This is a genomic window from Candidatus Pelagibacter sp. PS_44 (genome assembly GCF_059417735.1).
In genome coordinates this window covers 444330-466750 of record NZ_CM182063.1, presented here as the reverse complement: position 1 = coordinate 466750, position 22421 = coordinate 444330, and the positions used below count along the sequence as shown (strand labels likewise).

The window sequence follows — 22421 nt, the reverse complement described above, 5'->3', positions numbered from 1 at the left end:
ATGAATTATGATGAAAAAATTAACGAATTAAAATTAAAATTACCAGAAGCAAGAGATCCTGTAGGCTCATATGTGGCATCAAAAATAATTGGCAAAATGCTTTTTATATCAGGACAAATTTCTACTAATGTAGATGGTGAGCTAATTAAAGGTAAAATTGGCAAAGAATTAAGCACTGAAGATGGGTATGAAGCGGCTAAAAGATGTGGCCTAAATATTATCTCTCAAGTAAAAAAAGCATGCAATGATGACCTCTCTAAAGTTAAATCATGTGTGAAGTTAACCGGATTTGTAAATTCTACAGAAGATTTTACTGAACAACCAAAAGTAATTAATGGTGCCTCTGACTTAATTGTATCAGTTTTTGGTGAAGCTGGAATGCATACCAGAGCAGCAGTTAGTACTAATAGTTTACCTCTAGGCGTGTCAGTAGAAGTTGATGCAATATTTGAATTAAACTAGGATCCAATAGCAAAATATTTAATTTTCTGCTCGGTCATTTTTTTTGCTGAATAAATGTTTCGCATGTCAAAGATTTTAAAATTTTTGTTTTTAACAAGTTTGTTAAAATTTATTGATTTAAAGTCATTCCATTCAGTGTGAATAATAATTAGATCTGAGTTAGAAATTGCAGATTTAATATCATTAGAAAATGTTACATTTTTTAATTTCTTAAAATCATTTTTCTCACCAGTAGGATCAAAGTAATTAATTTTTGCACCTTTTTTATGTAACGAAGGAATCATAGATAAACTGGACGAATCTCTCATATCATCTGTATTTGCTTTAAATGTTACACCTAGAAAACATATTTTCTTATTTTTTATCTTGTTGTTTAAAATTTCAAAAGTTCTTTTAAGTAATAAAGATGATCTATTGTCATTAGATTTAATTACACTTTTGATTACTGATAAATTTGTTTTAAATTTGTCACCAGTTGAAACAATGGCTTTCGTGTCTTTTGGAAAGCATGATCCACCATAAGCCGGACCAGCTCTTAAAAAACGACTACCAATTCTTTTATCAAGACCCATTCCAATAGAAATATCCTCAATATTCACATTTATTTTTTCACATAGATTAGAAAGTTCATTAATAAAGGTTATCTTTGTGGCTAAAAAAGCATTAGACGCATACTTGATTAACTCTGCTGCTCTTCTTGAGGTATTAATATATTTTGCACCTTTAGATATAAGTGGAGAATAGAGATTTTTTAAAATTTTATTTGATCTTTTATTTGATGTACCTATTACAACTCTGTCAGGGTAAATGAAGTCTCTTATAGCCTCACCTTCCCTTAAAAATTCTGGATTTGAAACAACAGAAAATAACTTTTTTGATATTTTTTTTGATACTATTTTTTCAATTTCATCTCCCGTAGTAACAGGGACAGTCGATTTAGTAATAATAATCTTAAATTTAGAAATAGATCTGCTAATTTCTTTAGCTACATCATAAACCTGTGTTAAATCAGCAGCACTGCTATTTTTTTTGGTAGGTGTTCCAACACATATAAAAATAATATCAGATTTTAAAACAGCTTCTTTTAAATTAGTTGTAAATTTTAATCTGTTGTTTTTAAAATTCTTTAAAACTAACTCTTCTAAACCAGGCTCATAAATAGGAATAATGCCCTGCTTAAGATTGTTAATCTTATTTGAATCTTTATCAACACAAATGACGTCGTTACCTAAATCAGAAAAGCAAACACCGCTTACTAAACCTACATAGCCAGTGCCTATCATACATAGTTTCATATCTTCGCAATTTCTAAAGTAGAGTTAATATAACCGTTCATTGTTCCACAGTCTAAATATTTGCCATTAAAGTTATGTCCAATAAATCTATAATTTTCATCTATCAAAGATTGAATAGCATCAGTGATATGAATTTCTTTACCACTACCAGGTCTTAACTTTGATAACTTTTTAAAAATTGTTTTAGGCAAAATATACCTACCAATAACAGCATTTTTTGATGGAGCAGATTTAATTGAAGGCTTTTCTACAACATTTTTGATTATAAAATTATTTTTATCAATATTCTTTTTTATATTGTAAATACCCCATCTAGAAACATCTTTCTTATTAACCTTCATGCTCGCCATAACAGAAGAGTTATATTTTTTATGAATAGAAATCATAGACTTTGAGCAATTACTTTTCATTATTAGATCATCAGGTAATAACATTAAAAAATATTTATCTTTAATAAATTTTTTTGTTTTTAAAACAGCATCACCTGTTCCTAGTGGTTTTTCTTGGAATACAAATTTAATCATTTTTTTGTATTTTAATATTTTTTTATACTCTTTAATGATCCTTTGGTCTTTTTTCTTTTTAATAATATCTTTATAAAATTTATCGTTATAAAAATAATTCTTTATCATTAATTTTTTTTTTGAGATAATAAAAATTACTTCTTTTATACCAGCATTAATACATTCATCTAAAATATATTCTATTCCTGGTTTACCGTTAATTGGTAAAAGTTCTTTAGCAAAAACACTTGTGAGAGGTAGCAGTCTTGTTCCAAGTCCTGCAAGGGGAATAATTGCTTGTTTAATCATATAAATGTTTTACTTATTAATACTATTATTACAAATGAAATTAATACGAAAGATAGTTGATTTAAATAAGGCACTAGCCCAAGAGAAAGGACTGGGATTTGTTCCTACAATGGGTGGTTTACATAAAGGCCATGTTTCACTTATAAATATTTCCAAAAAAAGATGTGAAAAAACTCTAGTAAGTATTTTTGTAAACCCCTCGCAGTTTAACAGCAAAAAAGATTATAAAACATATCCTAGAAACCTTAATAAAGACATTAAGCTTCTTAAGAAATTAAAGATTGACTATCTTTTTATTCCTTCAGTAGATCAGATTTATGGTAAAAAAAAACTGAACAAAATTTTATTAAAAAAATCACAAAAAATATTATGTGCTAAATTTAGAAAAGGTCATTTTGAAGGAGTTATTGATGTTTTAGACCGTTTAATAAACATAATAAGACCAAAAATTATTTGGATGGGTGAAAAAGATTATCAACAATTCTTTTTAGTACGTAATTTTATTGAGAAAAAATATAAAACTAAAGTTAATGTTTGTAAAACTATCAGAGACTCTAATAAAGCAGCTTTATCTACGAGAAATTTTTTATTAAATGCTCATAATCTAAAAATAGCTGGAACAATTGCTGGTGAATTATTCAAATTAAAGAAATTGATCAAAAAAAATATTAAAGATAAAAACTTAATAAAAAAAGCCTCTCATAATCTTGTAAAAAAATTTAATATAAAGATTGAATATTTAGAATGTAGAAATCTTATAAATTTGAGTAAAAAAATTAAAAAACATAATTTCAAATTATTTGTTGCTTATTATTTAAATGGTATTCGACTTATAGATAACTTTTAAAGAAAATACGCACTTACTCCTAGAAAAGATACAAAACCAATAACATCTGTAATTGTTGTAACAAATACACTTGAAGCAATTGCTGGGTCTATGCTCATCTTTTTTAAAGTAATGGGTACAACAATTCCAAATAAACCTGCTACCATCATTGTAATAATCATGGACATAGAAATAATCAATGAAAGTAAATTATCCTGAAACCATAATTGAACTATTAATGCACTAATTACTGCAAAAATAATTCCATTTAAAATACCTATATTAAATTCTTTGAGAATATTTTGTGTAAAATTATTTTTAGTTAAATCGTTAGTTGCTAAAGTTCTAACTGTTACAGCTAAAGTTTGCATTCCTGCATTACCACCCATTGAAGCAACAATTGGCATTAAAAATGCCAGCACAACCATTTGTTCTATAGTAGCACCAAATAAACTAATAACCCATGTTGCTAAAAAAGCAGTAAATAAATTTAATAATAGCCAATTAAATCTACGTCTTGTCTTTTTAAAAACACCATCTGTAATTTCCTCATCTCCTACCCCAGCCAATCTTAAAGCATCTTCTTCTGCTTCTTCTTTAAGGACTGTCAAAATATCATCATACATAATCATTCCAACTAACTTATTAGTTTTGTCTACAACTGCAGCTGAATTTAAATTATAATTTTCAAAAACATGGCCCACTTCTTCTTTGTCCATATCAACGGGAATTAATAATTGAGATTCTGACATAATAGACAACATTTTTGTTTCTCGTGAAGTGGTTAAAACTTTAGAAGAAGGAACGGTTCCTATTGGTTTAAAATCCTCATCAATTATGAAAATTTCTAAAAATTCTTCAGGTAAATCTTTATTATCTCTTAAATAATCTATCGTTTGACCTACAGACCAATTGCTTGGAATTGCTGTAAATTCTCGTTGCATAATTCTCGCTGCTGTATCTTCTGGATAACTTAAACTTTCCAATAATGCGAAACGATCTTTAGGTGGTAAAGAGCTTAATATAGAATTTTTATCTTTTTCTTCTACATTTTCTAATATTGTGATGGCATCGTCAGACTCAAGATTTTTTAAAAGTCTAACAATGCTTTCAGGTGATAGATAGGCTATAATTTCAGATTGTATTGCTTCATTTAATTCAATAAAAACTTGAGGATCGATATTAAATTTATTAAGTTTGATTAAACTTTCTCTATCACTTTGATTTAAGTGTTCAATAATATCAGCAGCATCAGCTGGATGCATTTCATTAAAAGAATTTGTAATAAATTCAGCATCATTATTGCTAATCTTTGAAGTAACTACTTTTATATACTCTTTGTTAAATTCAAAATTAACTTTTTTATCTTTTATTTTTTTTATTAAAGACATAAATTTACCTATAAATCAATTTTTGCACTAATAGTGTATAATAAGAATAATACAATTTATAAATGAAGATAGAGATAAAAAAGTCAACAAAACCAGTAAAATACCAAGATGCTATAAATTTCTTAGAAAATAGACTGATTGAAATAAATAGTGGTAAAAGTAATGAACTAATTTGGATTCTTGAACATGAAGAAGTATTTACCGCTGGTACCAGCTATAAATCAGAGGAAGTTCTCAATAATGAAATAAATCTAGTTAAAACAAATCGTGGTGGCAAAATTACTTATCATGGGCCAGGACAACTAATTTGCTACTTTGTTATCGATTTAAAAAAGAGAGAAAAAGATATTAGAAAATTTATTACATTAATTGAAAAAACAATTATTCAAAGTTTATTAGAATTTAATATCAAAACTTTTGGAGATCCTAAAAATATAGGAATTTGGATTAAGCATAATGATGAAATTAGTAAAGTCGCAGCAATTGGAGTTAGAGTGAGTAAGTGGATTGCTTATCATGGTTTTGCAATCAATATTGATAATGATCTTAATAATTATAAAAAAATAATACCTTGTGGTATTTCAGATAAAGGTGTGACTAATCTTAAAATGATCAATAACCAAAATTATGAGAATTTAAAAGATATCGTTATTGATAAATTTTCTAAGAATTTGGAAGTCTAAGTCTTTTAGTTTTTAAAAGTTTTTTAAAATAATCAGGTAACAAAGCTGTGTAGGTATACTTCTTATCCTTTATCATAAATTTAATTTGATATGAATGTAGCATTAAATTCTTATTAATTGCCTTGTCAGTATTACTAAATTTATATTTTTGGTCTCCATAAATAGGGCATCCGACAGCATAAAGTTGTTTTCTTAATTGGTGTTTTCGTCCCGTAATAGGTTTCATTTCAATTAAGCTACATATAGAATTTTTATCTAAAACCTTATAAAGAGTTCTGGCTTTTTCAACTATTTGTTTATCATTATCATACCTTGTTAAATCATTATTCCATTCACCAGAGTCTTTATCTAGTTCACCATGACAAATGGCAAGATAAGTTTTGTGAACTTTTCTTAGTCTAAAGAGAGATGTTAATAGTTGGGCTGACTCTCTATGTTTGGCCATAATAAAAACACCTGAGGTATCTTTATCTAATCTATGAACTGAAAAAGGTTTAGTATTTTGAAAAATCTCACTTCGAGCAAAAATATCTACTAGATTTTTTTTAGACTTAGTTCCTCCTTGAACTGAAATACCTGCACTCTTATTTAAAACAATAAAATCTTCGTTGTTATCAATAATCAAATCCTCATTTTCCTTAATAACCTCTTCTGTAGGAACAAATTTAATTGTTTTTTGAACTATAGTTTCTTTAAAATCAAAATTAAAAATATTAATCACATCACCAGATTTAACTTTATGTGAGCTTTTTACTTTTTTAGTGTTTATTTTTATTTTTCCACTTTTTAAACTTTTTTCAATTAAGCTTTGTGGATAATTGCCAAGATTATTACGAATCCATCTATCGATACGCATATCGTTAAACGTTGAATCAACGTTGAATGACTTTTTCATGATGTTATATTATTATATAAAAATTAAGCAGTAGCTAATTTTTTCTCTTCAGTTTTATCTTTTGAAACGTCTTTTTTCTTTCTATCAACTCTTTTAGCTTCTACATCTCTATCAACAAATTCAATTACTGCCATTGGTGCATTGTCACCATATCTAAAACCTGCCTTAACTATTCGAGTATAACCACCATTTCTAGAAGCATATCTTTTAGATAAAGTTTTTTTAACCTTATTTGCTGATGAAATATCTTGTAGTTTTGACATTAACATTTTTGTAGTTTGTAAAGTTTCTTTTTTTCCAAGTGTTATAATCTTGTCTGCTTGAGGTTTTAGGAATTTAGCCTTTGGGAGTGTCGTTGTAATCTGTTCATATTTTATTAAAGAATTTAGCATATTCTTCAATAAAGCTTTTCTATGTTCAGAAGTTCTGTTTAACTTCTTATTGGCCATTCCATGTCTCATTAGATCTGTTCCTCTAACTTCTTAGACATTTCAGCAATATTATCTGGTGGCCAGTTAGGTATTTCCATACCAAGATATAAAGACATGCCAGTTAATACTTCTTTAATCTCATTCAATGACTTTCTACCAAAATTAGGTGTTCTAAGCATTTCACCTTCAGATTTTTGAACTAAATCACCAATGTAAATTATGTTATCATTCTTTAAGCAATTCATAGAACGTACTGATAATTCAAGTTCATCAACTTTTCTTAATAAGTTCTTATTAAATTCTGGTTCAGTTGACACTTCTTTTATAGGAGCTTCAACTGGTTCATCAAAATTAACAAACATATTTAGTTGATCTTGAAAAATTCTAGCAGAATAAGCAACTGCATCTTCAGCTGAAATTGAACCATTTGTTTCAACTTCCATAGTTAACTTATCGTAATCAAGAGCTTTTCCTTCTCTAGCTGTGCTAACAGAAAAAGAAACTTTTTTAACTGGGCTATATAAAGAGTCTATTGCTATTAAACCTAATGGTGGTTCCTCAGGTTTATTCATTACAGCAGGAACATAACCTTTACCTGTGCCAACATTCATTTCCATGTGAAAATGTGTATTTTCATCAAGGTTACAGATAACTAAATCTGGATTTAAAATTTCAATATCAGTAACTGGTGTTATATCAGAGGCTTTAATTTCACCAGGACCTTTAGCGTCTAAAATAAGTTTTTTAGTACTTTCAGATGAGCTTTTTAATGCTAAAGATTTAACGTTAAGAACTATATCTGTTACATCTTCTCTAACACCTTTTATAGATGTAAATTCATGTAGCACACCATCAATTTGAATAGAAGTTACAGCGGCTCCTCTTATAGATGAAAGTAAAATTCTTCTTAGTGAATTTCCTAATGTTAATCCATAACCTTTTTCCAAAGGTTCTGCTATAATTTTTGCATGTGATTTATCATCATTAATTTTTACATCTAATTGGGCTGGTTTAATTAATGCTTTCCAATTTTTTGCATTTACATTTAAACTTTCCATTTATTAAACTCTCCTTTTTTTTGGTGGTCTTACGCCGTTATGTGGCATTGGTGTAGTATCTTTAATTGAAAGAATTTTAAAACCTCTTGCTTGTAAAGCTCTCAAAGCAGTTTCTCTTCCTGAACCAGGTCCTTTAACCTCAACTGATAAAGTTTTCATTCCGTACTCTAAAGCTTTAGATGCGGCAGAGTCTGCAGCAATTTGTGCAGCATATGGAGTTGATTTTCTTGAACCTTTGAATCCTTTTTGTCCTGCCGAAGCCCATGAAATAACGTTACCATTAGTATCTGCGATGGATATTATTGTATTATTAAATGTTGATTGCACATAAGCAATACCATTAAGAATATTTTTCTTTATCTTCTTTTTTTTAGAATATGAGCTTTTTTTAGATTTTTTATCAGCTTTTTTTTCTACAACAGCATCCTTATTTTCAACTTTGTCAACTTTAGCCATAAATAAATTATTTTTTAAGTGGTGTTAATTTTTTTCCTGCAATCGCGATCGCCTTACCTTTTCTTGTTCTTGCATTACATCTTGTTCTTTGCCCTCTAACAGGAAGTTTTTTTCTGTGACGAGACCCTCTGTAACAAGCAAGATCGATTAATCTTTTTATGGTTAAAGAATAATCTCTTCTTAAGTCACCCTCTACTTTAAAGTTTGAGTCAATATATTCTCTAATTTTTAGAATATCTTCGTCAGTAAGTTCATTAATTCTTTTTTCTCTGGGAATTTCAAGTGATGTACAAATCTGATTAGAAAACTTATCACCAATACCATAGATATAGGTAAGTCCTATGTGAACAAGTTTGTTTTGCGGAATATTTACACCTGCTATACGAGCCATATTTTTGAGAATAAATTTAGCCTTTTATATAAGAAGATGTTCCAAAGTCAACGTCTTAAACCTTAAGAATATCATTAATTTTATTGGTAATTTGACCAATTTCATCTGCTCCATCAATTTCTGTGAAATTTGAATTTTTAATATAAAAATCTAATACAGGTTTTGTAGCCGTCATATAAGTATCGTATCTTGCGATGACCACTTCTAAATTATCATCTTTTCTTTTTTTTAAATGTTCAGCACCACAGGGATGTAATTCAATTTCTTTTTTGTTAAAATAAGCGTTTAAAGTCATACTGCATATATCACAGGTCATTCTTCCCATAATACGTTTTTCAATAATATCTCTTGAAACATTTAAGAATATTGTATGACCTATAGATTGATTAAATTCATTCAATATAATTTCTAAATTAATTGCTTGCTCGACATTTCTTGGATAGCCATCAAATATAATTCTATCTCTAAATTTTAAATTAGTAATTGATTGTTTCAGCAATTTATTCACTATTTCATCTGAAACAAATTTTCCGTTTGAAATAAGTTCTTCAATTTTACTTCCAAGTTCAGTATTTAGCTTAACTTCATTTCTTAATAAATTACCCGTTGATAATTGAAAATAATTATGCTTCTTTACAATGAACTGTGCTTGAGTCCCCTTTCCAGCACCTGGGGGTCCAAATAAAATTATATTCACGATTTTTACTTACCGAATTTTGTTTTTTTTATTAATTGCTCGTATTGAGAGCTCATTAATCTAGTTTGTATTTGAGTTACGGTATCAATTGCTACAACAACAACAATTAGGATTGATGTTCCACCCAAGTAAAAAGGTATTGGATAATTTGCAATTAAAAACTCAGGCATTAAACAGACTAATGTTAAATAAAGAGCGCCAATTGTTGTAAGTTTTGTTATAATTTTTTCAATATATAATGCTGTATTTTCACCAGGTCTAATTCCAGGAACAAACCCTCCATATTTTCTTAAATTATCTGCAGTCTCAGTCGGATTAAAAGTAATTGATGTATAAAAAAAAGTAAAAAATATTATTCCTGAAGCATATAAGATCATATAAAGAGGCTGACCTTGCGTAAAATAAGAACTTATATTTAAAAATGTATCATTGTCAGAAAAGCTAAATCCTGAAAAAGTCACTGGTAATAACAATAAAGCAGAAGCAAAAATAGCAGGGATAACTCCAGCTTGGTTTATCTTTAAAGGTAAATGAGAAGACTCTCCACCATACATTTTGTTACCCATTTGTCTTTTTGGATAGTTTATAAGAATTTTTCTTAATGCTCTTTCCATAAAAACGATAAACATTATTGTGGCAATTAATAAAACAAATATTGCTATAATCATGAATGTTGAAACAGCTCCTGTTCTACCTAACTCAAAAGTAGTAACTAAAGCTCTTGGTATTTCAGCAACTATACCAGCAAAAATAATTAGCGAGATACCGTTTCCAATCCCTCTTTGTGTAATTTGCTCACCTAACCACATTAAAAACATTGTGCCAGCAACAATAGTTGAAACAGTAGTTATTTTAAAAAATAGACCTGGGTTTATAACTAAGTTTGGTGAAGACTCTAGACCAATCGATAATCCGTAACCTTGAATTGTAGCAAGCAAAACAGTTCCGTATCTTGTAATTTGAGTAATTTTTGCTCTACCTGTTTCACCTTGAGATTTTAAGTGCTTAAAGTAATCAGAAACACCAGTTAACAACTGAACAATAATAGATGAGGAAATATAAGGCATTATACCTAATGCAAATATAGCCATTCTACTAACAGCTCCTCCTGCAAAAACATTAAACATGCCTAGCAACCCTTTTTGATTACCATCCATCATTACCTGCAATTGATCTGGGTCAATACCTGGAAGAGGTACAAATGTACCAAATCTGTAGACTGCTAGAATAAATATTGTAAAAATTATTCGATTTTTAAGATCATTAGTTTGAGAAGATGCACTCATAATATCTTAATTATTTTTTTAACTGTATTGATCCACCTGCTTTTTCAAGTTTTTCTACTGCGGACTTTGAGATTAAATCAGCTTCAATATTTATTTTATCTTTGATCTCTCCTGTACCAAGGATTTTTAATTTATCTGAGTTTTTATTAATCAATTTTAATTTTTTTAATAAAGCTATATTAATAACATCACTTGAATTGATAGTTTTTTCATCAATAAATGATTGAATTTTTTCTAAATTAATAATTGCAATTGCTGCCTGGTATCTTTTGATTGCATTAAATCCTCTTTTAGGCAGTCTTCTATATAAAGGCATTTGTCCACCTTCAAAAGCTTTTATTGCTACACCAGATCTTGACTTTTGACCTTTCACACCTCTTCCAGATGTTTTACCCTTACCAGATCCAATACCTCTACCTACTCTAATTTTTTTCTTTGTAACTTTTCCAGTTGTATTAAGTGTGCTCATTATCCTCTTTTTTCAATTACATCAGAAATTTTTTTATTTCTAATCGTTGCTATGTGTTTTGGTGAATTTTGTTTTGATAAAGCTTTCATTGTTGCTCTAATCATATTATGTGGGTTAGATGTTCCCATAGATTTTGCAACAATATCTTTTATACCTAAAACTTCGCAAACAGACCTAACAGGTCCACCAGCAATAATACCGGTTCCTTTAGGAGCTGATCTTAAAACAATTTTACCAGCACCATCTTTACCATAAACATCATGGTGAATAGTTCTTCCTTCTCTAAGTGGAATATGTATTAATTTTCTACGTGCTGTTTCATTAGCTTTCTTTATAGCATCAGGTACTTGTTTTGCTTTTGCGTGAGCTATACCAATTTTTCCTGCTTGATTTCCAACAACCACAAGTGCTGAAAAACCAAACCTACGTCCACCTTTTACAACTTTTGTAATTCTATTGATGTGAACTAATTTTTCTAAGATACCGTCATCGTTCTTATTTTTAAAATCCATAATTAAAATTCCATTCCATTTTTACGTAAAGTATCAGCAAAAGCCTTAACTCTACCGTGATATTTATATATTCCTCTATCAAAATATATTTTTGTTATCTTTTTTTCTTGTGCTTTTTTTGCTAATTTTTCAGCTACAATTTTTGAAATTTCAGTTTTGTTAGTTTTATCCATTGCCCTGATATCTTTTTCTACAGATGAGCATGAGACCACAGTTATATTTTTTGTATCATCAATAATTTGAGCTGAAATATTATTTGCAGATCTAGAAATACTCAATCTTAGTCTGTCTGGAGAAGATACCTTTTTTAACTTTCCAGTTACTCTAAACTTTTTTCTTTGAATTGTGTTTAATTTCATTATTTTTTCTTTCCTTCTTTTCTTAAAATATACTGTCCTTTTTCTCTTATACCTTTGCCCTTATAAGGTTCTGGCTTTCTAAAAGATTTTATTTTTGAAACAACCATTCCCACTTGTTGTTTGTCTGATCCACTAACTTTAACTATAGTTTGTTTTTCTACAGCAATTTTAATACCTTCAGGGATATCAAAGTTTATATCATGACTGTAACCTAGCTGTAAATTTAGCTGTTTGTCTTTAAGGGCAGCTCTATAACCAACTCCTACAAGCTCAAGTGTTTTTTCATAGCCTTTACTTGAACCAATTACTGCATTATTTATTAGACTTCTATTCATGCCCCATAATCTTTTTGAATTTTGATCTAATTTTTTTGGTTTAATTGATATTTCTTTGCCTTCAGCAATATCTACATTAAACATATCTAAATCAACGTTTAACGATTTTTTACCTAATGGCCCCTCTATGTTCAAAACATTGCCAGATAGAACTGCTTTTACTTTTTCTGGGATTGAAATACTTATTTTACCAATTTTAGACATTAAAATACCTTACAAATAATTTCGCCACCTACTTTTTGTTTTCTAGCTTCAATATCAGTCATTACACCTTTTGGTGTTGATACAATTGCTATTCCAAGACCACCGTTAATTTTTGGTAAGCTATCAGCACTAGAAAATATTCTTCTTCCTGGTTTAGACACTCTTTCAAAAGTGCTAATTACTGGATTTCCTGAGTAATACTTAAGGTCAACAGATAATGTTGGTTTTTTATCATCTGTTTCAATTTTATAATCTTTTATAAAGCCTTCACTTTTTAAAATATCTGCAATCTTAACTTTAAAGTTAGAAGAAGGCAGTGATACTTTTTTATGGTTTCTAAGTAGAGCGTTCTTTATTCTTGCAATCATATCCCCAATTGGGTCACTTAAACTCATATTATCCTTTCTACCAACTGGACTTAGTCATGCCAGGAATTAATCCATGCAGTCCCAAGTCTCTTAAGGCTATTCTTGATATTTTTAATTTTCTGTAAACACCATGCGGTCTACCTGTAATTTGACATCTGTTCATAACTCTATTTTTTGCAGAATTACGTGGTAAATTTGATAATTTTTGTTGAGCTTTAAATCTTTCTTCTAATGATATTTTCTTATCCATTACAATCTTCTTTAAAGCTTGTCTCTTTTTATAAAGCCTATCAGAAAGTTTAATTCTCTTATTGTTTTTATTAATTGCGCTTACTTTTGCCATTTTTAATTATCTCCTTTTTTAATGAACGGGAAATTAAGTTTTTCTAGTAGAGCAAAACTATGCTCTTTACTTATCGCAGAAATCACGACAACAATATCAAGACCTCTAATTTTATCAATTCTATCGAAGTTAACTTCAGGAAAAATTATATGTTCTTTGATTCCAAAAGTATAATTTCCAAACTTATCAAAACCCTTAGGTGATAAGCCTCTAAAATCTTTAATTCTAGGTAAGGCAATATTCACTAATCTATCTATAAATTCATACATCTTGTTACCTCTTAACGTAACTTTTAATCCTGCATTTGTGCCTTTTCTTGTCTTAAAATTTGCAACTGATTTTTTAAATTTAGTAACAACTGGTTTTTGGCCAGCAATTTTTCCTAAATCTTCTTCGGTAGATTTCATGATTTTTGCATCCGCACCATCTAAACCTAGGCCCATATTTATAACTACTTTTTGTAATTTTGGACCCATGTAAGTGTTTTTAAAACCAAGCTGCTCTTTTAACTGTGGCTGGATTTCTTTGTAATAAAGTTCTTTTAATCTAGGTGTCATTATTTCTTAGCCTCAATTTTTTTTGCTTTCGATTTGTCATCAACAAGTTTTAAATTAGATAAATGAATAAAGCTTTCTTTAGAAATTATTCCACCTTTTTTTTCTTTTGTTGTTTTGACATGTTTTTTAACAATGTTAATTCCTTGAACTTTTGCTCTATTATTAGGTCTATCAATTTCTATAACTTCACCTTCTTTTTTTCTATCTCTTCCAGTTAAAATTCTCACTTTTAAACCTTTTTTAATCATTATAAAACCTCTGGAGCCAATGAAATAATCTTCATTTGACCTCTATTTCTTAATTCTCTTGTTACAGGACCAAAAATTCTTGTGCCAACAGGTTCACCTTTATCATCAACTAGAACAGCTGCATTGTTATCAAATCTAACTTTAGACCCATCATCTCTATGAATGCCTTTCTTAACTCTTACTACTACAGCTTTATGAACTGATCCTTTTTTTACCTTACCTTTTGGTAAAGCTTCTTTAACAGCAATTACAATGGTATCTCCAATACTTGCATATCTACGTTTAGAACCACCTAAAACTTTGATACATTCAATTCTTTTTGCACCAGTGTTATCAGCTACTAATAATTCCGTTTGTACTTGTATCATTTAGATCCATCCATTACTTGAAACTTTTTATTTTTTGAAAAAGGTTTACTTTCAATAATTGAAACTGTGTCTCCAATTTTATATTTATTTTTTTCATCATGAGCGTTATATTTTTTTCTTACTTTAACAACTTTCTTTAATACAGGATGTGAATATTTTCTTTCAACTGAAACAGTTATAGTTTTATTGGCTTTATCGCTAGTTACTACTCCTGTTAATATTTTTTTAGGCATTTAACTTTCCTTTTAGTATAGTTTTTAATCTTGCTATAGTTTTTTTAGTCTGTCCTATTTTAGATGGATTTGTAACTTGTGAGTTAATTTTTTGAAATCTAAAATTAAATAAATCTTTTTTTAATTTATCAATATTCTTGATAACTTCATCTTTTGATAATTTTTTAATTTCTTGTTTTTTCATTTTTATACAAATCTTTTAATAAATTTAGTTTTAATTGGTAATTTAGCTGAAGCTTTGTAAAGGGCTTCTTTAGCAATAGTTTCTGAAACACCATCAATTTCAAATAAAATTCTGCCTGGCTTAACTCTACAAGCCCAATATTCTGGTGCACCCTTACCTTTTCCCATACGTACTTCTACAGGTTTTTTTGAAACAGGAATATTTGGAAAAATTCTCGTCCAAACTCTGCCTTGTCTTTTCATGTGTCTAGTTAAAGCGACTCTGGCAGCTTCAATTTGTTTACCAATAATTCTTTCTGGGGCCATTGCTTTCAAAGCATAAGATCCATAATTTATTTTACTTGCACGTGTTGCTGTACCATGAATTCTTCCTTTATGCGCTTTTCTGTATTTTGTTCTAACTGGCTGTAGCATAATTATTCTTTAACCTCTTTTGGTACTATTTTATTTGTTTCTTGGCTAAATTCTTTAGCAAAAACTTCTCCTTTATAGATCCATACTTTGATACCAATAATCCCAAAAGTAGTTAGTGCTTCAGCTTCAGCATAATCAATATCAGCTCTTAAAGTGTGAGAAGGAATGCTTCCGTCTCTTAACCATTCAGTTCTTGCAATTTCATTTCCACCTAATCTCCCACTAATAGATACTTTAATTCCTTTTGCTCCTAACCTTAGACAAGATTGCATAGCTCTTTTCATTGCTCTTCTATATGAAATTCTTTTAACAAGTTGCTGAGCAATATTTTCTGCAACTAAATATGCATTAGTTTCAGGTTTTTTTACCTCTTTAATATTTAGAGTAACTTCATTGCTAGTAAATTTTGATAAATTATTTTTAATTTTATCAATATCACTACCTTTTTTACCAATCACAAAACCTGGTCGAGAAGTATAAATGGTAACGTAACATTTGTTTGATGTTCTTTCGATCATAACTTTTGAAACACCAGAATTAACTACATTTTTTTTGATATATTCTCTTATTTTAAAATCTTCTATTAAATAATTTCCAAAATCTTTCTTTTTTGCATACCAAACAGAGTCCCATCCTCTATTCACACCAAGTCTAAAACCTACTGGATTAACTTTTTGTCCCATGACTCTCCATTTTTTTTGCTTCTGATAAAATTATAGTAACTGTTGAATATGGTTTCAAAATCGGAGCTGCTCTTCCTTTGGCTCTTGGTCTAAACCTTTTCATAACAACTTTTTTTCCACAATATGCCTCTTTAACTATTAGTTTATCTATATCGTATTGATTATTATTTTCTGCATTTGCAACTGCAGATGAAACTGTTTTTCTGATTTCTTTAGTAATTCTTTTAGCAGAAAATTGAAGTTCTCGAATTGCAACATCAACTTTTTTGCCTACTATAGCTTTTAAAATTGGATTTAGTTTTCTAACACTAGATCTGATGTTGTTATTAACTGATCTAACAGTGTTTTCTTTTAATTTATTAATTTTTTTTGTCTTACTCATAATTATTTTTTCGTTTCAGCTGGTTTTGCTTTTTTATCAGCTGGTGTATGTCCAAAAAATGTTCTTGTTGGAGAAAATTCGCCAAGTTTATGTCCGACCATATCTTCTGATATCGTTACAGGAATAAATTTTTTACCATTGTAGATTAAAAAGCTTACTCCAACAAATTCCGGAATAATTGTAGACTTTCTTGACCATGTTTTAATAGGCATTTTTTTTGGATCTAATTTTTGTTTTTCAACTTTTTTGATCAAGCTTTCTTCAACAAATGGTCCTTTCCACACTGATCTAGACATTATTTTTTAGAATCCTTCCTATTATTTCTTCTTCTTACAATAAATTTGTCAGTACTCTTATTATCTCTTGTTTTTAATCCTTTGGCTGACTGACCCGTAGGTGATACAGGGTGTCTTCCACCTGCTGTTTTACCTTCACCACCACCGTGAGGGTGATCAACTGGGTTCATCACAACTCCTCTAGTATGAGGTCTTCGACCAAGCCATCTAGATCTACCAGCTTTACCTATTTTTATATTTTTTTGATCAGGATTTGAAAGTACCCCAATAGTTGCCATACATCTTGAGTCAATTTTTCTAACTTCTCCAGAGGTCATCTTAATTAATGAATAATTTCCATCTAGACCGCTGATTGTAACTGAAGTTCCTGCAGATCTTGCAATTTTTCCACCTGCTCCGGGCTTTAATTCAACATTATGAATGTTTATACCTACTGGAATATCTCTTAGTGGCATACAGTTACCAACTTTAATTTCTTTTTCAGGACCATTTTCAACTTTATCTCCAACTTGAATTTTTTGAGGAGCTAAATAGTAAAAATGTTGTCCGTCATCAAACTTAACAAGCATGATGTAGCAAGATCTATTTGGATCATACTCAATTCTTTCTACAGTACCTGGCATATCAATTTTTTTTCGGTAGAAATCTACAACTCTATACATTTGCTTATGTCCACCACCTGACATATTACGAGAAGTTATGTGACCATTATTATTTCTTCCACGCATAGAACTTTTTGGTTCTACTAAAGCTTTAAAAGGTTTTCCCTTCCATAGTCCAGTTCTATCAACTAAAATTGTTCCTCTAGTTGATTTTGTATATGGTTTAAAAGTTTTTAATGCCATTTCTTAAATTCCTGTTGTTAGGTCAATACTTTGACCTTTTTTAAGTGTTACTATTGCTTTTTTGTAACCTTGGACATTAACTTTTTTGCCTCTTGTTACTTTAGATCTATTCTGTTTATTGATAATATTTATTTTTGTTACATTCACTTTAAAAATTTTTTCAATATTTTTTTTTAAGTTTGTTTTGTTTGCAGCACGAGGCACCCTAAACACAATTTTATTTTGCTCAGATAAATTTGTGGTTTTTTCAGTAACCATCGGTGATAAAATCTTATCGTATAGATGTATCTTGTCCATATTACGAATATCTCTTTTCTAGCTCTTTAACTGAACTTTCAGTAAAGACTACTTTTTTAAATTTTATTATATCAAAAGCACTAAAATGATTAATATCTGTAACTTTAACATTTGGAATATTTCTTACAGATTTTTCTATTTTTTCTTTAGATAATTTATCTAAAACAATTAATGAGTTTGTAATTTCAAATTTCTTGATTATTAAATTCATCTCTTTTGTTTTTTTAATCTCACTTCCAAAATCATTAAAGATTAATAGATTATTTAATTTATTTTTTTCAGTTATCAATGAAGCAATACTTAGTTTTTTTTCACTTTTATTTAATTTTCTTTTTTTGTAGGCTAACTCTCCCTTTGGACCATGTGCGACACCACCACCTACGAAAATAGGCGCTTTTCTACTAGCATGTCTAGCACCACCAGTTCCTTTTTGAGCATAAATTTTAGAGGTAGATCCAGTAATTTCATTTTGTTGTTTGGTTTTTGCGTGTCTACCCTTGTAGTTTGCATTTGTTTTAAATAAAACATTATCAACTAATTTCTTATTGATTTTAGCTCCAAAAACTTTGTCTAAAACTTCAATAGAAACTTTTTTTCCGTCTAAATTTATTTTATCAATTTTCATTATTTTTTCTTTTTATCCGGTGTTTTTTTAGCTTCTTCTGCAGCAACAATTTTTTCATTAATAGTCATTTTATTAATAACTTTAACTGATTTTTTAACCAAAATTTCAGTGTTTTTTGATCCAGGAATTGAACCTTTTAAATATAATAATTCATTTTCTAAATCGGTTTTAACGATTTCTAAATTTTGCATAGTTCTTAATCTGTCACCCATATGTCCAGCCATTTTTTTTCCTTTAAAAACTTTACCTGGATCTTGTCTTTGACCAGTTGAACCATGAGATCTGTGAGAGACTGAAACACCATGTGTGGCTCTTAATCCCCCAAAATTATGTCTTTTCATTGCTCCAGCAAAACCCTTACCAATAGTTTTGGATGTGGTATCAACAAATTTTACTTCATTAAATATTTCTAATCCAAACTCATTGCCTTCTTTATACTGTTCGGTATCTTCTACTCTAAATTCTTTTAATTTCTTTTTTGCTTCTGTATTTTTTTTAGCATAAAAACCTTTCATTGCCTTGGTAAGTTTTGAAGCCTTAATTTTACCGAAACCAAGCTGCACAGCCTTGTATCCTCGTTTATCCTCGTTAATTACTTGAATAACTCTTGCTTTTTCCATCTTAATGACTGTAACGGGTACTAGTCGTCCTGTTTTATAGAACTCCCTAGTCATACCAATTTTTTTTCCAATTAAAGCAATTTCACTCATAATTAAATTTTAATCTCCACATCAACACCTGATGCTAAATCAAGTTTCATTAAAGCCTCAACAGTTTGAGGTGTTGGCTCTATAATATCTATTAGTCTTTTATGCGTTCTTGTTTCAAATTGTTCTCTACTTTTTTTATCGATATGTGGACCTTTTAAAACTGTATATCTTTCAATTCTAGTTGGTAAAGGTATTGGACCCTTAATCGTAGCACCTGTTCTTTTTACTGTGTTTACAATTTCTTCTGTAGAAGCATCTAAAATTTTATTATCGTATGCTCTTAATTTAATTCTTATATTTTGTTTTTCCATAATGATTAGCCTGCAATCTTTTTAGTTACTTCATCCTGAACGTTTTGTGGGACTTTAGAATAATGGTCAAAAAACATTGAATATTGAGCTCTACCTTGTGACATTGATCTTAAGCTATTAATATAACCAAACATATTAGCTAGAGGTACCATTGCTGTAATAACTGTGGCATTTCCTCTTTGCTCTTGAGTGCTAATTTGACCTCTTCTACTATTTAGGTCTCCAATAACATCACCCATATAATCTTCAGGAGTTACAACTTCAACTCTCATTACTGGTTCTAATAGTTTTAAAGTTCCTCTTGTACAGGCTTCTTTAAAACAAGCTCTTCCAGCTAATTCAAAAGCTAAAACACTTGAGTCGACATCGTGGTGTAAACCATCAAGTATTGTCACTTTATAATCAATCATTGGAAATCCAGCTAAAATTCCACCATCAGAAATTGTTTCAATTCCTTTTTCAACACCTGGAATAAACTCTTTAGGAATAGCTCCTCCTTTAATTTTACTTTCAACTAATCTTCCAGAACCAGGTTCTTGTGGTTCTACTAAAAGCTTAACTTTTGCAAATTGTCCAGCACCACCACTTTGTTTTTTATGAGTGTACTCAAATTCAGAAGGATTTTGTAAAGTTTCTCTATAAGCAACTTGAGGAGCTCCTACATTTGCTTCAACTTTAAATTCTCTTTTCATTCTATCAACGATAATATCTAAGTGTAACTCTCCCATACCTTTAATAATAGTTTGTCCTGACTCTTCATCAGAGGTAACCCTAAATGAAGGATCTTCTGCTGCTAATCTACCAAGGGCTTCACCCATTTTTTCTTGGTCAGCTTTTGTTTTTGGTTCAACTGCAATCTCTATTACTGGTTCAGGGAATTCCATTGGTTCAAGTAACACTGGATTGCTTTCATCACATAATGTGTGACCTGTAATAGTATATTTAAGACCAGCTAAAGCAACTATATCTCCAGTATTAGCTTCTTTGATATCTTCTCTAGAGTTTGCATGCATTAATAACATCCTGCCAACTCTTTCCTCTTTGTCTTTTGATGTATTATATACAGCTGTACCAGTTTTAATTGTACCAGAATAAATTCTAATAAATGTAAGAGATCCAACAAATGGATCGTTAGCAACTTTAAAAGCTAACGCAGAAAATGGCTCTTTATCATCAAACTTCATATCTAACTCATCTTCTGTTCCAGGTTTTGTACCTTTAATTGATCCAATATCAATTGGACTTGGAAGATAATTTATTGTTGCATCAAGAAGTGGTTGTACACCTTTATTTTTAAAAGCAGAGCCAGTTGTTATTGGTACAAAAGTGAAATTTAATGTACCTTTTCTTATACATCTAATTAAATCTTCTTCTTTAATTTCTTCACCATTTAAATAGGCTTCCATTAATTTCTCATCTTGCTCAACAGCCAACTCAACTAATTCTGTTCTATATTTTTGAGAAATTTCTTTTAAATCATCAGGGATTTCTTTGTACTCCCACTCTGCACCTAGAGCTTCATTTTTCCAAATTTGTGCTTTCATTTTTACTAAATCTACAACACCCACTAAATCTGCTTCAATACCAATAGGAATTTGAATAGGCAGAGGTGTACAACCTAGTCTATCTTTAATCATTTCAACGCATCTATAGAAATCAGCACCTGTTCTATCTAATTTATTAACAAAACATATTCTTGGAACTTTATATTTGTCAGCTTGTCTCCAAACAGTTTCTGATTGAGGTTCTACACCTGCTACACCATCAAAAACACAAACAGCTCCATCTAAAACTTTAAGAGATCTTTCAACTTCGATAGTAAAATCTACGTGGCCAGGGGTATCAATAATATTAATTCTATGATCGTTCCAGAAACAAGTTGTAGCGGCAGAGGTAATTGTTATTCCTCTTTCTTGTTCTTGTTCCATCCAGTCCATTGTTGCAGCACCATCATGTACTTCACCAATTTTATGACTTTTACCAGTGTAGTATAATATTCTCTCTGTAGTAGTAGTTTTTCCAGCATCAATGTGTGCCATGATACCAATGTTTCTGTATTTATCTAAAGTATGTGTTCTAGCCATAATTTTTTACCACCTGAAATGAGCAAATGCTTTATTTGACTCAGCCATTTTGTGAACATCTTCTCTTTTTTTAACTGCAGAACCTTTTTTTTCATAAGCATCATACAGTTCGTTAAAAATTTTATCAGACATTTGTTTATCTTTTCTTTTTCTAGATGCATCAACTAACCATCTAATTGCCAGAGCTTGTGCTCTTTTTGATTTTACTTCAACTGGCACTTGATATGTTGCGCCACCAACTCTTCTAGATCTAACTTCTACAGTTGGTTTGATGTTATTAATTGCTTCATTAAAAACATTAATTGGCTCTTCTTTTGTTTTTGATTTAATTTTTTCTATTGCTTCATAAACTATTTTTTCAGCTACAACTTTTTTTCCATCATACATAATCGAGTTTATCAGTTTTGGAATAATTGTAGAGTTAAATATCGGGTCTGGAGTAACAACTTTTTTGGGTTGTGTTTTTTTTCTAGACATTTTTATTATTTACCTTTTTTAGTTCCATACAAAGATCTACGCTTCTTTCTATTTGCAACACCTTGAGTATCTAAATTTCCTCTTAGAATATGATAACGTACACCTGGTAAATCTTTTACACGACCACCTCTGATCAATACAACAGAGTGTTCTTGTAGATTGTGACCCTCGCCACCAATGTAAGCAGTAACTTCGAAACCATTTGATAATCTAACTCTTGCAACTTTCCTTAATGCTGAGTTAGGTTTTTTTGGAGTTGTTGTATAAACTTTTACACAGACACCTCTTTTTAAAGGCTGCTTCTGCAAAGCTGGAACTTTGTTCCTAGCCACAGGTTTAATTCTTTTTTTTCTTAACAACTGGTTAATAGTTGGCATAAATTTTTATAATTAATTAATATATTTTTGAATGAAAATAACTGACAGGTTATTTTGT

General features: G+C 29.7%; 36 protein-coding genes. 3 read left to right on the top strand and 33 right to left on the bottom strand.

The genetic code is table 11. The annotated features are described in order from the left end of the window. Entirely contained in the window at window positions 1-462 is a 462-nt protein-coding gene (locus AC5SLO_RS02575; protein ID WP_494573624.1) for a RidA family protein, read from the top strand. On the opposite strand, the gene AC5SLO_RS02570 is transcribed toward AC5SLO_RS02575, so the two are convergent. Together AC5SLO_RS02570 and AC5SLO_RS02565 are read right to left on the bottom strand one after the other, a co-directional pair. Beyond that, window positions 459-1757 carry a UDP-glucose dehydrogenase family protein gene (locus tag AC5SLO_RS02570; RefSeq protein WP_494573623.1) on the bottom strand — a complete coding sequence of 433 codons (1299 nt, stop codon included), beginning with the start codon at window positions 1755-1757 and terminating at the stop codon, window positions 459-461. The genes AC5SLO_RS02575 and AC5SLO_RS02570 overlap by 4 nt on opposite strands. Next, window positions 1754-2569, bottom strand: a complete 816-nt coding sequence (locus AC5SLO_RS02565; protein ID WP_494573622.1) for a sugar phosphate nucleotidyltransferase — start codon at window positions 2567-2569, stop codon at window positions 1754-1756. Before AC5SLO_RS02565 ends, AC5SLO_RS02570 begins: the two co-directional genes overlap by 4 nt. A gap of 4 nt (window positions 2570-2573) precedes the next feature. Here AC5SLO_RS02565 and panC point away from each other — a divergent pair, with 4 nt between their 5' ends. Next, on the top strand, window positions 2574-3416 hold the full coding sequence (panC, locus tag AC5SLO_RS02560; RefSeq protein WP_494573621.1) for a pantoate--beta-alanine ligase: 843 nt from the start codon (window positions 2574-2576) through the stop codon (window positions 3414-3416). Here the strand turns inward: panC and mgtE are convergent. Further along, window positions 3413-4786, bottom strand: coding sequence for a magnesium transporter (mgtE, locus tag AC5SLO_RS02555; RefSeq protein ID WP_494573620.1), 1374 nt, complete (start codon window positions 4784-4786; stop codon window positions 3413-3415). The genes panC and mgtE overlap by 4 nt on opposite strands. A gap of 62 nt (window positions 4787-4848) precedes the next feature. Here mgtE and lipB point away from each other — a divergent pair, with 62 nt between their 5' ends. Beyond that, entirely contained in the window at window positions 4849-5469 is a 621-nt protein-coding gene (gene lipB, locus AC5SLO_RS02550; RefSeq protein WP_494573619.1) for a lipoyl(octanoyl) transferase LipB, read from the top strand. On the opposite strand, the gene AC5SLO_RS02545 is transcribed toward lipB, so the two are convergent. From AC5SLO_RS02545 to rpsL, 30 genes are read right to left on the bottom strand one after another with little or no spacing between them, the layout of a single operon-like run. Continuing rightward, window positions 5450-6364, bottom strand: coding sequence for an RluA family pseudouridine synthase (locus AC5SLO_RS02545; protein WP_494573618.1), 915 nt, complete (start codon window positions 6362-6364; stop codon window positions 5450-5452). The genes lipB and AC5SLO_RS02545 overlap by 20 nt on opposite strands. 23 nt (window positions 6365-6387) lie before the next feature. Beyond that, window positions 6388-6825 carry a 50S ribosomal protein L17 gene (gene rplQ, locus AC5SLO_RS02540; protein WP_494573617.1) on the bottom strand — a complete coding sequence of 146 codons (438 nt, stop codon included), beginning with the start codon at window positions 6823-6825 and terminating at the stop codon, window positions 6388-6390. After that, window positions 6825-7853: a DNA-directed RNA polymerase subunit alpha gene (locus AC5SLO_RS02535; RefSeq protein WP_494573616.1), complete on the bottom strand. Its 1029-nt coding sequence runs from the start codon at window positions 7851-7853 to the stop codon at window positions 6825-6827. The genes rplQ and AC5SLO_RS02535 overlap by 1 nt, the downstream gene beginning before the upstream one ends. Window positions 7854-7856: 3 nt before the next feature. Further along, complete coding sequence (rpsK, locus tag AC5SLO_RS02530; RefSeq protein ID WP_494573615.1) at window positions 7857-8309, bottom strand: 30S ribosomal protein S11; 453 nt, start codon at window positions 8307-8309, stop codon at window positions 7857-7859. Between the two features lie 7 nt (window positions 8310-8316). After that, entirely contained in the window at window positions 8317-8700 is a 384-nt protein-coding gene (rpsM, locus tag AC5SLO_RS02525) for a 30S ribosomal protein S13 (RefSeq protein ID WP_494573614.1), read from the bottom strand. A 55-nt stretch (window positions 8701-8755) separates the two neighbouring features. Beyond that, window positions 8756-9397, bottom strand: a complete 642-nt coding sequence (locus tag AC5SLO_RS02520; protein WP_494573613.1) for an adenylate kinase — start codon at window positions 9395-9397, stop codon at window positions 8756-8758. Window positions 9398-9402: 5 nt separating this feature from the next. Beyond that, complete coding sequence (gene secY / locus AC5SLO_RS02515) at window positions 9403-10683, bottom strand: preprotein translocase subunit SecY (protein WP_494573612.1); 1281 nt, start codon at window positions 10681-10683, stop codon at window positions 9403-9405. 10 nt (window positions 10684-10693) lie between these two features. Next, window positions 10694-11152 (bottom strand): 50S ribosomal protein L15, encoded by a 459-nt coding sequence (rplO, locus tag AC5SLO_RS02510; protein WP_494573611.1) that lies wholly within the window; start codon window positions 11150-11152, stop codon window positions 10694-10696. Next, window positions 11152-11664 carry a 30S ribosomal protein S5 gene (gene rpsE, locus AC5SLO_RS02505; protein WP_494573610.1) on the bottom strand — a complete coding sequence of 171 codons (513 nt, stop codon included), beginning with the start codon at window positions 11662-11664 and terminating at the stop codon, window positions 11152-11154. Before rpsE ends, rplO begins: the two co-directional genes overlap by 1 nt. A 2-nt stretch (window positions 11665-11666) precedes the next feature. Continuing rightward, window positions 11667-12023 (bottom strand): 50S ribosomal protein L18, encoded by a 357-nt coding sequence (gene rplR, locus AC5SLO_RS02500; protein ID WP_494573609.1) that lies wholly within the window; start codon window positions 12021-12023, stop codon window positions 11667-11669. Next, window positions 12023-12562, bottom strand: coding sequence for a 50S ribosomal protein L6 (gene rplF / locus AC5SLO_RS02495; protein ID WP_347186778.1), 540 nt, complete (start codon window positions 12560-12562; stop codon window positions 12023-12025). The genes rplR and rplF overlap by 1 nt, the downstream gene beginning before the upstream one ends. Continuing rightward, complete coding sequence (rpsH, locus tag AC5SLO_RS02490; RefSeq protein ID WP_347186777.1) at window positions 12562-12957, bottom strand: 30S ribosomal protein S8; 396 nt, start codon at window positions 12955-12957, stop codon at window positions 12562-12564. The genes rplF and rpsH overlap by 1 nt, the downstream gene beginning before the upstream one ends. A 10-nt stretch (window positions 12958-12967) precedes the next feature. After that, a complete protein-coding gene (rpsN, locus tag AC5SLO_RS02485; protein WP_347186776.1) occupies window positions 12968-13273 on the bottom strand; it encodes a 30S ribosomal protein S14 in 306 nt (101 codons plus the stop codon). Window positions 13274-13275: 2 nt separating this feature from the next. After that, window positions 13276-13830, bottom strand: coding sequence for a 50S ribosomal protein L5 (gene rplE / locus AC5SLO_RS02480; protein WP_347186775.1), 555 nt, complete (start codon window positions 13828-13830; stop codon window positions 13276-13278). After that, window positions 13830-14078 carry a 50S ribosomal protein L24 gene (gene rplX / locus AC5SLO_RS02475; RefSeq protein WP_347186774.1) on the bottom strand — a complete coding sequence of 83 codons (249 nt, stop codon included), beginning with the start codon at window positions 14076-14078 and terminating at the stop codon, window positions 13830-13832. The genes rplE and rplX overlap by 1 nt, the downstream gene beginning before the upstream one ends. Further along, complete coding sequence (rplN, locus tag AC5SLO_RS02470; RefSeq protein WP_347186773.1) at window positions 14078-14446, bottom strand: 50S ribosomal protein L14; 369 nt, start codon at window positions 14444-14446, stop codon at window positions 14078-14080. The genes rplX and rplN overlap by 1 nt, the downstream gene beginning before the upstream one ends. Continuing rightward, window positions 14443-14679, bottom strand: coding sequence for a 30S ribosomal protein S17 (gene rpsQ / locus AC5SLO_RS02465; protein ID WP_494573608.1), 237 nt, complete (start codon window positions 14677-14679; stop codon window positions 14443-14445). The genes rplN and rpsQ overlap by 4 nt, the downstream gene beginning before the upstream one ends. Beyond that, a complete protein-coding gene (gene rpmC / locus AC5SLO_RS02460; RefSeq protein WP_347186771.1) occupies window positions 14672-14863 on the bottom strand; it encodes a 50S ribosomal protein L29 in 192 nt (63 codons plus the stop codon). The genes rpsQ and rpmC overlap by 8 nt, the downstream gene beginning before the upstream one ends. A gap of 2 nt (window positions 14864-14865) precedes the next feature. After that, window positions 14866-15276 carry a 50S ribosomal protein L16 gene (gene rplP, locus AC5SLO_RS02455; RefSeq protein ID WP_494573607.1) on the bottom strand — a complete coding sequence of 137 codons (411 nt, stop codon included), beginning with the start codon at window positions 15274-15276 and terminating at the stop codon, window positions 14866-14868. A gap of 2 nt (window positions 15277-15278) precedes the next feature. Further along, window positions 15279-15959 (bottom strand): 30S ribosomal protein S3, encoded by a 681-nt coding sequence (gene rpsC, locus AC5SLO_RS02450; protein WP_494573606.1) that lies wholly within the window; start codon window positions 15957-15959, stop codon window positions 15279-15281. Continuing rightward, window positions 15943-16341, bottom strand: a complete 399-nt coding sequence (gene rplV / locus AC5SLO_RS02445) for a 50S ribosomal protein L22 (protein WP_494573605.1) — start codon at window positions 16339-16341, stop codon at window positions 15943-15945. The genes rpsC and rplV overlap by 17 nt, the downstream gene beginning before the upstream one ends. A 2-nt stretch (window positions 16342-16343) precedes the next feature. Further along, a complete protein-coding gene (gene rpsS, locus AC5SLO_RS02440) occupies window positions 16344-16637 on the bottom strand; it encodes a 30S ribosomal protein S19 (protein WP_494573604.1) in 294 nt (97 codons plus the stop codon). Then, a complete protein-coding gene (gene rplB, locus AC5SLO_RS02435; protein WP_494573603.1) occupies window positions 16637-17482 on the bottom strand; it encodes a 50S ribosomal protein L2 in 846 nt (281 codons plus the stop codon). The genes rpsS and rplB overlap by 1 nt, the downstream gene beginning before the upstream one ends. A 3-nt stretch (window positions 17483-17485) precedes the next feature. Next, on the bottom strand, window positions 17486-17779 hold the full coding sequence (gene rplW, locus AC5SLO_RS02430) for a 50S ribosomal protein L23 (RefSeq protein ID WP_494573602.1): 294 nt from the start codon (window positions 17777-17779) through the stop codon (window positions 17486-17488). 1 nt (window position 17780) lies between these two features. Next, window positions 17781-18404, bottom strand: a complete 624-nt coding sequence (gene rplD / locus AC5SLO_RS02425) for a 50S ribosomal protein L4 (RefSeq protein ID WP_494573601.1) — start codon at window positions 18402-18404, stop codon at window positions 17781-17783. After that, entirely contained in the window at window positions 18404-19114 is a 711-nt protein-coding gene (gene rplC, locus AC5SLO_RS02420; RefSeq protein WP_494573600.1) for a 50S ribosomal protein L3, read from the bottom strand. The genes rplD and rplC overlap by 1 nt, the downstream gene beginning before the upstream one ends. A gap of 2 nt (window positions 19115-19116) precedes the next feature. Beyond that, window positions 19117-19425 carry a 30S ribosomal protein S10 gene (gene rpsJ, locus AC5SLO_RS02415; RefSeq protein WP_006996810.1) on the bottom strand — a complete coding sequence of 103 codons (309 nt, stop codon included), beginning with the start codon at window positions 19423-19425 and terminating at the stop codon, window positions 19117-19119. A 5-nt stretch (window positions 19426-19430) separates the two neighbouring features. Beyond that, window positions 19431-21509, bottom strand: coding sequence for an elongation factor G (gene fusA, locus AC5SLO_RS02410; RefSeq protein WP_494573599.1), 2079 nt, complete (start codon window positions 21507-21509; stop codon window positions 19431-19433). Window positions 21510-21515: 6 nt separating this feature from the next. Continuing rightward, entirely contained in the window at window positions 21516-21986 is a 471-nt protein-coding gene (gene rpsG, locus AC5SLO_RS02405; RefSeq protein WP_494573598.1) for a 30S ribosomal protein S7, read from the bottom strand. A 5-nt stretch (window positions 21987-21991) separates the two neighbouring features. Further along, on the bottom strand, window positions 21992-22363 hold the full coding sequence (rpsL, locus tag AC5SLO_RS02400) for a 30S ribosomal protein S12 (RefSeq protein WP_006996807.1): 372 nt from the start codon (window positions 22361-22363) through the stop codon (window positions 21992-21994). Between the last annotated feature and the right edge of the window lie 58 nt (window positions 22364-22421).

Coding starts and splice junctions, on each gene's coding strand:
- rplV (WP_494573605.1), bottom strand. CDS start 16,341: ATGAGTAAGACAAAAAAAATTAATAAATTAAAAGAAAACACTGTTAGA.
- mgtE (WP_494573620.1), bottom strand. CDS start 4,786: ATGTCTTTAATAAAAAAAATAAAAGATAAAAAAGTTAATTTTGAATTT.
- rpmC (WP_347186771.1), bottom strand. CDS start 14,863: ATGAAAAAACAAGAAATTAAAAAATTATCAAAAGATGAAGTTATCAAG.
- rplD (WP_494573601.1), bottom strand. CDS start 18,404: ATGAAAATTGATAAAATAAATTTAGACGGAAAAAAAGTTTCTATTGAA.
- rpsG (WP_494573598.1), bottom strand. CDS start 21,986: ATGTCTAGAAAAAAAACACAACCCAAAAAAGTTGTTACTCCAGACCCG.
- AC5SLO_RS02570 (WP_494573623.1), bottom strand. CDS start 1,757: ATGAAACTATGTATGATAGGCACTGGCTATGTAGGTTTAGTAAGCGGT.
- rpsJ (WP_006996810.1), bottom strand. CDS start 19,425: ATGGAAAAACAAAATATAAGAATTAAATTAAGAGCATACGATAATAAA.
- rplR (WP_494573609.1), bottom strand. CDS start 12,023: ATGAAATTAAACACAATTCAAAGAAAAAAGTTTAGAGTAACTGGAAAG.
- secY (WP_494573612.1), bottom strand. CDS start 10,683: ATGAGTGCATCTTCTCAAACTAATGATCTTAAAAATCGAATAATTTTT.
- rpsC (WP_494573606.1), bottom strand. CDS start 15,959: ATGGGACAAAAAGTTAATCCAGTAGGTTTTAGACTTGGTGTGAATAGA.
- rplW (WP_494573602.1), bottom strand. CDS start 17,779: ATGGACAAGATACATCTATACGATAAGATTTTATCACCGATGGTTACT.
- panC (WP_494573621.1), top strand. CDS start 2,574: ATGTTTTACTTATTAATACTATTATTACAAATGAAATTAATACGAAAG.
- rplC (WP_494573600.1), bottom strand. CDS start 19,114: ATGAGTGAAATTGCTTTAATTGGAAAAAAAATTGGTATGACTAGGGAG.
- rpsM (WP_494573614.1), bottom strand. CDS start 8,700: ATGGCTCGTATAGCAGGTGTAAATATTCCGCAAAACAAACTTGTTCAC.
- rplF (WP_347186778.1), bottom strand. CDS start 12,562: ATGTCTAAAATTGGTAAAATAAGTATTTCAATCCCAGAAAAAGTAAAA.
- AC5SLO_RS02575 (WP_494573624.1), top strand. CDS start 1: ATGAATTATGATGAAAAAATTAACGAATTAAAATTAAAATTACCAGAA.
- rplO (WP_494573611.1), bottom strand. CDS start 11,152: ATGAGCACACTTAATACAACTGGAAAAGTTACAAAGAAAAAAATTAGA.
- AC5SLO_RS02565 (WP_494573622.1), bottom strand. CDS start 2,569: ATGATTAAACAAGCAATTATTCCCCTTGCAGGACTTGGAACAAGACTG.
- rpsN (WP_347186776.1), bottom strand. CDS start 13,273: ATGGCAAAAGTAAGCGCAATTAATAAAAACAATAAGAGAATTAAACTT.
- rplX (WP_347186774.1), bottom strand. CDS start 14,078: ATGATTAAAAAAGGTTTAAAAGTGAGAATTTTAACTGGAAGAGATAGA.
- AC5SLO_RS02535 (WP_494573616.1), bottom strand. CDS start 7,853: ATGGAAAGTTTAAATGTAAATGCAAAAAATTGGAAAGCATTAATTAAA.
- rplP (WP_494573607.1), bottom strand. CDS start 15,276: ATGCTACAGCCAGTTAGAACAAAATACAGAAAAGCGCATAAAGGAAGA.
- rpsQ (WP_494573608.1), bottom strand. CDS start 14,679: ATGCCTAAAAAAATATTAACAGGAGTAGTAACTAGCGATAAAGCCAAT.
- rpsL (WP_006996807.1), bottom strand. CDS start 22,363: ATGCCAACTATTAACCAGTTGTTAAGAAAAAAAAGAATTAAACCTGTG.
- AC5SLO_RS02545 (WP_494573618.1), bottom strand. CDS start 6,364: ATGAAAAAGTCATTCAACGTTGATTCAACGTTTAACGATATGCGTATC.
- rpsH (WP_347186777.1), bottom strand. CDS start 12,957: ATGAGTTTAAGTGACCCAATTGGGGATATGATTGCAAGAATAAAGAAC.
- lipB (WP_494573619.1), top strand. CDS start 4,849: ATGAAGATAGAGATAAAAAAGTCAACAAAACCAGTAAAATACCAAGAT.
- rplB (WP_494573603.1), bottom strand. CDS start 17,482: ATGGCATTAAAAACTTTTAAACCATATACAAAATCAACTAGAGGAACA.
- fusA (WP_494573599.1), bottom strand. CDS start 21,509: ATGGCTAGAACACATACTTTAGATAAATACAGAAACATTGGTATCATG.
- rplQ (WP_494573617.1), bottom strand. CDS start 6,825: ATGAGACATGGAATGGCCAATAAGAAGTTAAACAGAACTTCTGAACAT.
- rpsS (WP_494573604.1), bottom strand. CDS start 16,637: ATGTCTAGATCAGTGTGGAAAGGACCATTTGTTGAAGAAAGCTTGATC.
- rpsE (WP_494573610.1), bottom strand. CDS start 11,664: ATGGATTTTAAAAATAAGAACGATGACGGTATCTTAGAAAAATTAGTT.
- rplN (WP_347186773.1), bottom strand. CDS start 14,446: ATGATACAAGTACAAACGGAATTATTAGTAGCTGATAACACTGGTGCA.
- rplE (WP_347186775.1), bottom strand. CDS start 13,830: ATGACACCTAGATTAAAAGAACTTTATTACAAAGAAATCCAGCCACAG.
- rpsK (WP_494573615.1), bottom strand. CDS start 8,309: ATGGCTAAAGTTGACAAAGTTGAAAATAAGGATGCTGTTGTAGAAAAA.